Consider the following 10102-nt stretch of genomic DNA (forward strand, 5'->3'; position numbering starts at 1 on the left):
ACATAATGGATTAAGGACTAAACATATTACTCGCGAACCTGAAAGCTCTTTTAAGTGTCAAAAATGCTTTTTTGACTTCCTTCCCACCCAAAAGAATAAAAATCTTCATCCGAACCACTCTGTAAACAGTTTGGAGTTTAGCAAATTTCACTTAGCTTCCCACTCCATATAATTCTTTTATATTAAGACTCGACAGATCAGCCTTGCCCTAAATATTTAGAACGCACTTAAAAAGACACTAAAATATCAAGTCTTACATGCTTTTACACCCCTATACTCGCAATAACATTATTTTATACCAAGATATTGATTTATAATAATTTATCTTTTTAACTTAAATCATAACGCCAAAGACAATAAGATTCTCTCATCACATACTCTCTCATATTGAATCAATTCAAATCATTTGCTTGCACGTTACAAACAAGGTTGGTGTATGGATAAAAGTTATATAAGATAAAGAATCCCCTTATAAGGAGTCTCAAGTACCAAGGAGCTATCGCAAATTGAGAGCTGGTATATGAAAATGCAGACTTTCTACGATACAATAGGATAAACACTTATTTTATAAGGTATTATAAAAAACAACTATAAAGATTTTTCAAAAGCGCTCTTCTTCAGCAGGCACTAAAATTTCTCGTTTCCCTGCGTGATTTGCTGGACTAATAATACCTTCTTCTTCCATCCTCTCAATCAATGTCGCAGCGCGGTTATAACCAATGCCTAAACGGCGTTGAATATAAGAGGTCGAAGCCTTACGATCACGAAGCACAATAGCAACAGCTTGACTATAGGGATCATCTTCTGAAGGAGAAGACAAAGAAACATCAGCACCATCCTCTTCAACTTCTTGCGTAATTGTTTCTAAATAATCCGGTCGTGCTTGCGCTTTGAGATGCGCAACAACCTGCTCCACTTCATCATCCGCAACAAAAGGCCCATGCACACGCTGAATACGTCCTCCTCCCATCATAAAGAGCATATCTCCTTGTCCCAATAATTGCTCGGCCCCCTGTTCGCCTAAAATTGTTCGGCTATCAATTTTTGAACTCACAGAAAAAGAAATACGTGTAGGAAAATTGGCTTTGATCGTCCCAGTAATAACATCGACAGAAGGACGCTGTGTCGCCATAATTACATGGATACCGGCAGCACGTGCCATTTGTGCTAAACGTTGAACCGCTCCTTCAATATCTTTACCAGCAACCATCATCAAATCAGCCATTTCATCAATAATGACAACAATATAGGGCATAGGACTAAAATCAAGTGTTTCCGTTTCATAAAGAGGCTCACCAGTCTCACGATCAAATCCAACTTGAATTGTCCGCACCATTGTCTCTCCCTGACTTGCAGCTTCCCTAAGACGTGCATTAAACCCATCAATATTACGAACGCCTAGTTTTGACATTTTACTATAGCGTTCTTCCATTTCACGAACAGCCCACTTTAAAGCAATCACGGCTTTTTTAGGATCTGTCACCACGGGTGTTAATAAATGGGGAATGCCATCATAAACCGAAAGCTCAAGCATTTTCGGGTCCACCATAATGAGACGACATTGTTCAGGTGTCATACGATAAAGCAATGATAAAATCATTGTATTGATAGCAACAGACTTTCCCGATCCTGTTGTACCAGCAACCAAAAGATGGGGCATTTTTGCTAAATCTGCAACAACAGCTTCCCCCCCGATTGTCTTACCCAAAGCAAGTCCTAGCTTTGCTTTGCTGTCAATAAATTCTTGCGCCTGCAACATTTCTCGTAAATAAACCATCTCACGCTTTGCATTGGGCAATTCTATTCCAATAACATTACGTCCTGGAACCACCGCAACACGCGCCGAAATCGCACGCATCGAGCGTGCAATATCATCTGCCAAACCAATGATACGGGAGGACTTAATGCCTGCAGCCGGTTCAAATTCGTACAAAGTTACCACCGGTCCAGGACAAGCATCTATAATTTTTCCTTTGACTCCAAAATCTAACAAAACCCCTTCAAGCTCCTGAGAATTTGCTCTTAAAACAGCAGGAGAAAGTTTTGCATCCTTAACAGACGGTGGTGGAACCGAAAGATAATCTACAAGAGGAAGAACAAAACCACCCTTTGAAGAAGCTGTTAAAGACTTTCGATTTTTAACAGGAGAAACATAGGCTTTATTTTGATTTTCCTCACACTTTACTTTTTCACCTAAAAAAGTTGGCTCAATCCGATCAAATGGCTTTCCTTGCCCTTTACTCTGAAAACGCCTTTTGAAACAGAATAAACGAAAAAAACGCGCTTGTAAAAAATAAAAAAGATGCAAAAGAGCGCCACAAGTTGTCGCAAAAAAACCATGATTTTCACGATCCTCCTCTGCGGCATATTCCGTATCTTCTTCCAACTCAAAGACTGGATTAACGATTTCGTCTTTTGGAATGCTTTTTTCTTTTCTTTTCTTTGTTCGACGCCGCCATATTACATTACCAGCAAAAGCAGCGGTGAAAAAACCTAAAAGAATAAAAACAACACTGAAAAACACCGTGTAAGGAGGAGAAAGAAAAAGAGGAAAGACTGAAGAAGCAACACTTAAAACTTTATCTCCTAAAACCCCTCCCAATCCCATTGGCAATGGCCAATAAGTAAAAGAAGCAATAGGTGACATAAGAGCAAAAGCAATTAAAAAACAAATCGTTGATAGCACCCATAAAAAAAAGCGTAAAGTCAAATTGTAGATATTCTTTTGCGCCAACAAGAGAAAAGACCAAAATAACGGTGGCAACAAAACAGAAAGACTTGCCAAGCCAAAAAACTGCATAATAAAATCTGAAAAAATTGCCCCCATCCACCCCATAAGGTTTGTAACCTCATTTGTACTTGCATGAGTTAAAGATGGGTCCGCAACATTCCACGTCGCCAAAGCAAACACACAAAAAATAATAAAGCCCAAAAGCCCGAGCCCAATAAATACTCCTATCTGACGTAAAAACATCTCAATAAGACGCGAACCTTGAGAATTTCGCACTTCTAATGAATCATAAGGAGAAGAACTTCGGTGCATCTATCAATTCCAAATACAAAAATTTTATATTTTAAAGAGTTATAACTCCCTCTCTCTCTTAAAAAAGGATGAAGCTTAAACTCTGTACCAATTTGTAAACAAATAGCCTGTAAACAATCCGACTTCTTATCTAGCGCGTTCTACCTTCTAACCACTTCATATCATTCATATACCACCACCCTAAGAGATAATCCTTCATAAGGCGCACAAAAAGCTCTCCCTGAATATTTATCACACGATCAACCAAAAAACACCTTATGTGTAAAGTGTTACATGGGTGCTATAGGCACCTTCTTAAACAAATAATATTTTTTACGCTACATCATGATAACGGCGAAATATGAATACTGTTTTAACCATCACGAATGACCACAATTTTTTATCTATTTTTATCTATCATACTAACGAAATGTCCCCCTTCAGGACAAGCATACTGAAGTAACTCACACAACTTAAAAAATACACGACCATCTTTGTTTATTTTTAGTTTTCTTTTTTATCAACCAAGTGTAAAAAGAATTGAAGAAGATATTTAAAAAAGCTTATCCGATAAATCTGTAAGATGAATCACATAAATGATTAAGCAGAAAAACTCTGAAAAACCAATCTGTCATCAGATTGGCGCTAAAAAGAAACCTCGTTTTTGTAAAGCAGAGAGAAAAGTAAAAGTTAAGATATTTTAGGCAATGTAAAAAGATATTCTTTTTAAAAGAAAGCAAACTATAAACAATGGAAGAAGTATTGTGTGTTCTAATCGCAATAAAGACGTACAACCCAATAAAAAAATTAAATCTCATAAAACTAAACAATGTGATCTGCTCATTGCAGGGGGGGCAGCTGTCGGTTTAGCCCTAGCGATAGCACTCAAGCAAACAGCCCCTAATCTGAAAATAAAAATCGTTGATGCTGCTCCACAAGGAGATCCCCCTGCTTCTAACATACGAACCATTGCCCTTGCTGCTGCTTCTATTCGTATGTTAAAACAATTACAATGTTGGGAATCTATAAAACTCTATGCGCAACCCATTCATTCAATGATCATCACAGATACAAGCACAAATGATCCTGTCAAACCCACTCTTTTAACCTTTGAAGGCGACATTAATCCCGGCGAGCCCTTTGCTGCTATGGTAGAGCATAGAGAACTCATCAACACTTTAAAAAAACGTGTCAAAGATCTCAATATCCCTGTTATTACAAACACCCGTGTCATTGATTTTCATCAAGAAGACCAACATACAACCGTCACTTTAAATAATGAAGAGGTTTGGCAAACAAAATTGCTTATTGCAGCTGACGGAGCCCATTCGAAATTACGCCAAAAAGCAGATCTTAAAAACTTTTCTCATCCCTATAAACAAACAGCAATCATCTGCACAGTTGAACATGAAAAAACCCATAATGGTCAAGCAATTCAACATTTTTTACCTGCCGGTCCTTTTGCTCTTCTCCCTCTTAAAGGCAACCGATCCGCCATTGTGTGGAATGAAGATCATAAAACTGCGCAATATTATCTCAAAGCTGATGCACTTATTTTTGAAACAGAACTCGAAAGACGTATTGGCCATCGATTAGGCAAACTCTCTTGGAATGGCGAACGTCAAGCTTTTCCTTTGAGCCTTTCTTTAACACGTCAATGCGTTAAACCACGTTTTGCTCTCGTTGGCGATGCCGCCCATACCATCCACCCCATTGCAGGACAAGGACTCAATTTAGGATTACGCGATAGCGCTGCGCTGGCTGAAGTGATTATTGAAACAGCACGACTAGGTCTTGACATTGGCTCCCTCACGGCTTTAGAGCGCTATCAAAGCTGGAGACGTTTTGAAATTGTCCGTATGGCTTTAAGCAATGATTGGCTTAATAAACTCTTTTCTAATGATAGCCTTCTTTTACGGATGCTCCGCGATACCGGCCTTGGAATCATTAATCAAGCACCAAAAATAAAAAAATACTTCATTCAAGAAGCTGCCGGACTCTCTCCAAATGCCCCACGTCTTCTACGCGGCTTCCCACTTTAAGAAAAAATTCATACTATTTTACAACCTTTCCCTTCCTCCTTCAAAGAACAAAAAATTCCTATCTCATCCAATCTGTTTACAAACCGGATTCCTGTCGAGTAATTTTTTCTTGACTTCCTCCTCCCATATTTCACTTAACATAAAACTCGACAAGCAAGCTACATTATGAGAGTATTCACTACGCACTGAAAAAAACGTTTAATATCTCAAAGAGGTTGTTGCTTTATATCACCACACCTTAAAAGAAGCCATTTCACGGCATAATAAAATAAACAAGACTTTTTAGCACACAACACTTTTATTTATAATAATAAGTTCATTGTTCTCATATTGAGTGAGAAATCTAAAGATCATAAAATACCCTTATTTCAAATCTCTCTCATGTTGAAGCAATCAAAATCATTCGCTTGCACATCACAAGCGAAAGTGTCGTATAAATAAAACAATTAAACAAAGCGACAAAAGCCTCCCTCTCTCAAGAACTAAGGACTTTAGCAATATTGGAGGCGAGTAAAGTGTATAAGGACGCCGGCTTATACTTTTTATTGAAGTAAAAATGGTGGTGTACAATGAATTTTATATGATCATAGGGGCTTTTACGTTATACTATTCATGAGAAGCGCCATAAAATAAGCTTAGTTGCATTGAAAAATTTTCTTTTAAAAAAGCGCGTAAATTGGAAACATAAATGTATTCCGTTTGGGGCATTCTGCTTCTCAGACAAACTCTTTAACTTATTGTGGAATACCACACAATTTTAGAAAAAATATTCCGATATATAACAAAGTGTTCCGCACTCTATACCATCACACACAATTGTAAACCTGCATACCCCCCTATTTTACACCATAAAAGAAGATAAACCGCAATAGAAATGATCCAATCCTTTTATTTTCAAATACACTCTTTATTCATTATTCATAAACGCTCATAAATGAATTTTAATCACAAACGCTCAGAAATATGTCATAAATTCTATAAAACCCATAACAGCCATAGAAATTTTCCATTTTTCTACACACTCACTCATCTCAACTAAACGAACGATAAATAAAGTAAATGCCTCATATATAATCTTACAGAAAAAAGACCAAACAAAATCTATAACATCAGGCTTGTTCTACAGAACAGTATTTCAAAAATATAAGTATGCTAATTTATTAACATATTAATTGATAAAATTATCATTTTACATATTGAGTTAAAATCCCTATGCAATAAATTATTCTCATTTCGACCATTTTTGTAAATAATCAATAAAACTATTTATTTACATAGACTAAAAAGAGCAACGTTAATGAAACGATAAAAAGAAGTAAAATATCCCCCCTCTCTCACATGCCAAAAGCAATTACAATATTCCAATCTGGCATCATCATTATGCTTGCCAGATTATGACAACAAGACCTTTTGCATTTAAATAAATTGTTCACGCTCCCTATCATTGTATTTGGTAACTCAATACTTTAATATATTCGTTCAGTATATTTATACAATTAAATTACCCAAAAGAGCATACTTCTTGCATTTACATTCCTTGGTATTCCCTTATCTTGTAAAGATCGCACACGTGTTACGTTACTTCGAGTTCATCAAGTGTATACCCATTCTCCAACCACTCTTTAATCCACTTAGGTCTACGTCCACGCCCATTCCATAATTCCCATTGGTTATTGGGATTTCTATAATGGCGCTCTTTGCTCACAAGATCAGCGATATCAATTCCATGGGCATTAGCAATTTCAAGAATTTTTCGTCGCGCATTTTGCTTTTCCTTTGCTTGCCGTTTTTTTAATTCCACATCGATTTGTGTACGCATCTCTTGTAGCTCATCAAAATTCATATTTTTGAGATCATTCACCTTAATTACTCCCCTTGCAAAAAAGAATCTTTTCTTGCCATATTTTAAACACAATTATAGACAATTTCTGTCTATTTATTATCGAAATTAAAATTACGATACATATATCACTTTGACGGAGATGTGCTTTGGACCACAAAGAGCTGTTTATTGGTATATCAGTTACCACCACTGCATCTTTTTTCAGTTCAATTGCTGAAACTACTAAATGCAGTGCTCAAGCGCCATCACACCTCTCTGAATCTTATGAATCAGTAGTCAAAAGTAAATATAAATCGTCACTCTATAAGTTATGGCAATATGCAACAAAGAACAAGCCCTCTCTGTATAATGATAGTGTAGTTCATTATGACAAGAAAACCTCCCCTCATACACAACGGCTTTTTACTTCGTATAAATTTTTTTTGAAAAGATTTTTGCAACTAGAGGATTATATAAAACAAGCAGCTTCAATACAGTATCAAAGATTATTATTTTTTAAAAGCAGCGCCTTTCTTCGTGATTCGAATAATATTGGTTGGCGTAATGTGCTCTATTTTATTCCACACTTTTATCTTGTTGGTTGGATATTCGCATATATTAGAAATATTCTTAGAAGAAAACAAAGCAATAATCACAAGGAATATTCTAAGCTAAACAATCTCATTCTGCAAATTTATAAAATCAAAAGACAACGAGAAAAAGCACAACACAGAATTAGCATTTGTATTAATAAAATTCTTCGTAATAAGGTGTATTGCTAATGATTGTTCCAGATTTCACATTTTTTGCTGCTGCATACATATCCAATACGCCCCCCATAGCATTTTCAGTTATCGCCAAACAAGAAGCGCGGGACAATGTCTATGTAACAGATGATAAAGATAACTTCTTCTATCAATCATCTCAGCTTAAGGAAACAATCGCAACAGCTGAACAGAGTGAACATAATTTTAACATAATTTTAGGGCAAATTGGTGTTGGAAATGTGAAATTGTTTTCTCTTTTTGATGCATTTGATTTTTGCAGAAATCTTACAGCTGCACAAAGCGCTTTAACTTACTGCTATGAACAAACAACATCAAAGTGCGTCTTTGAAAAAGCGACTTTGCAGTCTGTGCTGAATTTTTACAATACAGAAAACTCAAGCCACACCCGTATGCAAAAAGTTACTTCATATATTGGAGTAAAAGCTGCTGTACGAGGAAATGAAGACTTGCAGGAGCCTGTAAAGCTTAAAAAAGAAGAACCAGAACAGACAACTAAAGTAGATTCTCTTTCTCTCTCTTCAAAAGGAGAAGAAGATGCATTTACACATAAAGAAAGTAGCGCCAGAGATGCTTTTTCAGCTGAAGATTTTTCTTCATCGAGAAGATCACTGAGTGATGACTGATATTTTCACGAAAACCTAGAATTTTGATAGGATATTATAATGAAAGGTAGATAAGAAAATGTTAAAGCTCTAATTAGTAAGATTGAACAAAATCTCTTCTAATTGAGGGCAAAGATAATGAAAATGATAGAACAAAACAGCGTTGATATGGCATTTAGTCAAAAAGCAGCACGTGAGATTACAGTCGTGATGCTTTCAGAAAGAGAATGGTATTTCACATTTATTTCTGATGATCCAATTACCGGAAAGCCAAATAAATATACATTACTTACACAAAGAGGAAAACTAAGAACTTGGGCTGATCCAAAATATCTCTTTAAGTTTCTTCATGAAAGAGGGGTCATTTGTGGGAGTTTTAATCTTAATCAGGATAAAGAACATGAAACAATTAAATATTCTTCACACAACAGCTCGTAATAAAATTGCTGCATTGTCTGCAGCTTTAACTGTGTTTTTTATGGGTAGTTCAGCTCATGCACAAGCCCAAGCAAAAACTTTAAAAAATGCGGAGACAGCTCTAAAGGGTTTACAAGGCGATATTGAAAAAATTATACCTATTGCTGCTGCTATTATACTATTATGCTTAGCAATTGGTTATGCAGGACGCTACATCGGAAAAGACACATTTGTACGGTGGGCAATCGGGGTCGTTATCGCAGGTTCAGCAGCCCAACTTGTTTCACTGCTATTTAAAACAGCGTAATAATGGTATTAATTATAAATTATAAAATACAATATGTTTATTTGTATAAAAATATTATTTAGAATTTTAATAAGAGTGAGATATGCAAAATTTAATTAATCTCAAATCGAAAAGTAACAACAAAATCATCGCATTTTCTGCTGCTGTGACTGCGTTCTTTATGAATAATTCTGCTTATGCCCAACCATCCGTTTTAACAAATGCATCGAACGCTCTAACAGCTTTACAGAAAGACTTGAAAGCAATTATCCCTATTGCTGCTGCTGTTATACTTTTATGTTTAGCAATTGGCTATGCAGGACGCTACATCGGAAAAGACACATTTGTACGGTGGGCAATCGGGGTCGTTATCGCAGGTTCAGCAACCCAACTTGTTACTCTGCTATTTACAAAATAGTAACAATAGCATTAGTTATAAATACAATATGTTTATTTATATAAAAAATATTATCTAGAATTTTAATAAGAGTGAGATATGCAAAGTTTAATTAATCTGAAACCGAAAAGTAACAACAAAATCATCGCATTTTCTGCTGCTGTGGCTGCGTTTTTTATGGATAGTTCTGCTTACGCCGCCAGCGCAAAGGTTTTAACAAATGCATCGAACGCTCTAACAGATTTACAGACAGATTTAAAAGTGATTATCCCTATCGCTGCTGCCGTTATACTGTTGTGCTTAGCAATTGGTTATGCAGGACGCTACATCGGAAAAGACACATTTGTACGGTGGGCAATCGGTGTTGTCATCGCAGGTTCTGCAGCCCAACTTGTTTCACTACTATTTAAAACAGCGTAATAATAGCATTATATAAATTATAAAATACAATATGTTTGTTCATATAAAAATATTATCTAGATTTTAATAAGAGTCAAATATGCAAAAATTAATTAGTATTCAATCGAAAAGTAACAACAAAATCATCGCATTTTCTGCTGCTATGATTGCGTTCTTTATAAATAGTTCTGCTCATGCACAAGCCAAACCATCGGTTTTAACAAATGCATCGGACGCTCTAACAGCTTTACAGACAGATTTAAAAGTGATTATTCCTGTCGCTGCTGCTGTTATACTTTTATGCTTAGCAATTGGTTACGCAGGCCG

Annotated in this window: 10 protein-coding genes; 8 read left to right on the forward strand and 2 right to left on the reverse strand. The window is 36.1% G+C overall.

Translation table 11 applies throughout. The features are described from left to right. Nucleotides 1–601 precede the first annotated feature (601 nt). Nucleotides 602–3043 (reverse strand): DNA translocase FtsK 4TM domain-containing protein, encoded by a 2442-nt coding sequence (locus tag ACFIMK_RS02260; RefSeq protein ID WP_375638247.1) that lies wholly within the window; start codon nt 3041–3043, stop codon nt 602–604. Nucleotides 3044–3786: 743 nt separating this feature from the next. Here ACFIMK_RS02260 and ACFIMK_RS02265 point away from each other — a divergent pair. Next, nucleotides 3787–5064, forward strand: a complete 1278-nt coding sequence (locus ACFIMK_RS02265; RefSeq protein WP_375682919.1) for a ubiquinone biosynthesis hydroxylase — start codon at nt 3787–3789, stop codon at nt 5062–5064. Between the two features lie 1573 nt (nt 5065–6637). Here the strand turns inward: ACFIMK_RS02265 and ACFIMK_RS02270 are convergent. Beyond that, entirely contained in the window at nt 6638–6925 is a 288-nt protein-coding gene (locus ACFIMK_RS02270; RefSeq protein WP_015857007.1) for an H-NS family nucleoid-associated regulatory protein, read from the reverse strand. Between the two features lie 128 nt (nt 6926–7053). On the opposite strand from ACFIMK_RS02270, the gene ACFIMK_RS02275 reads away from it, so the two are divergent. From ACFIMK_RS02275 to ACFIMK_RS02305, 7 genes are all read left to right on the forward strand, one after another. Next, nucleotides 7054–7668 (forward strand): hypothetical protein, encoded by a 615-nt coding sequence (locus ACFIMK_RS02275; RefSeq protein ID WP_375638245.1) that lies wholly within the window; start codon nt 7054–7056, stop codon nt 7666–7668. After that, nucleotides 7668–8297, forward strand: a complete 630-nt coding sequence (locus tag ACFIMK_RS02280) for a TrwN protein (protein WP_375613159.1) — start codon at nt 7668–7670, stop codon at nt 8295–8297. Before ACFIMK_RS02275 ends, ACFIMK_RS02280 begins: the two co-directional genes overlap by 1 nt. 117 nt (nt 8298–8414) lie before the next feature. Next, a complete protein-coding gene (korA, locus tag ACFIMK_RS02285; RefSeq protein ID WP_375613158.1) occupies nt 8415–8714 on the forward strand; it encodes a KorA family transcriptional regulator in 300 nt (99 codons plus the stop codon). Then, nucleotides 8677–9000: a VirB2 family type IV secretion system major pilin TrwL gene (gene trwL, locus ACFIMK_RS02290; protein ID WP_375638244.1), complete on the forward strand. Its 324-nt coding sequence runs from the start codon at nt 8677–8679 to the stop codon at nt 8998–9000. The genes korA and trwL (ACFIMK_RS02290) overlap by 38 nt, the downstream gene beginning before the upstream one ends. Nucleotides 9001–9082: 82 nt before the next feature. Then, complete coding sequence (gene trwL, locus ACFIMK_RS02295; RefSeq protein WP_375638243.1) at nt 9083–9397, forward strand: VirB2 family type IV secretion system major pilin TrwL; 315 nt, start codon at nt 9083–9085, stop codon at nt 9395–9397. A 78-nt stretch (nt 9398–9475) separates the two neighbouring features. Beyond that, entirely contained in the window at nt 9476–9796 is a 321-nt protein-coding gene (gene trwL / locus ACFIMK_RS02300) for a VirB2 family type IV secretion system major pilin TrwL (protein ID WP_375682920.1), read from the forward strand. Between the two features lie 79 nt (nt 9797–9875). Then, nucleotides 9876–10102, forward strand: a 227-nt coding sequence (locus ACFIMK_RS02305; protein ID WP_375682921.1) for a TrbC/VirB2 family protein, incomplete at its 3' end; no start/stop codon positions are given.

The sequence above is a fragment of the Bartonella sp. AP280QHHD genome, assembly GCF_042196125.1.
Lineage (GTDB): Bacteria > Pseudomonadota > Alphaproteobacteria > Rhizobiales > Rhizobiaceae > Bartonella.

Bases quoted from the DNA above. Each gene is read 5' to 3' on its own strand.
- trwL (WP_375638244.1), top strand. From the start codon at position 8,677: ATGAAACAATTAAATATTCTTCACACAACAGCTCGTAATAAAATTGCT.
- ACFIMK_RS02260 (WP_375638247.1), bottom strand. From the start codon at position 3,043: ATGCACCGAAGTTCTTCTCCTTATGATTCATTAGAAGTGCGAAATTCT.
- ACFIMK_RS02280 (WP_375613159.1), top strand. From the start codon at position 7,668: ATGATTGTTCCAGATTTCACATTTTTTGCTGCTGCATACATATCCAAT.
- korA (WP_375613158.1), top strand. From the start codon at position 8,415: ATGAAAATGATAGAACAAAACAGCGTTGATATGGCATTTAGTCAAAAA.
- trwL (WP_375638243.1), top strand. From the start codon at position 9,083: ATGCAAAATTTAATTAATCTCAAATCGAAAAGTAACAACAAAATCATC.
- trwL (WP_375682920.1), top strand. From the start codon at position 9,476: ATGCAAAGTTTAATTAATCTGAAACCGAAAAGTAACAACAAAATCATC.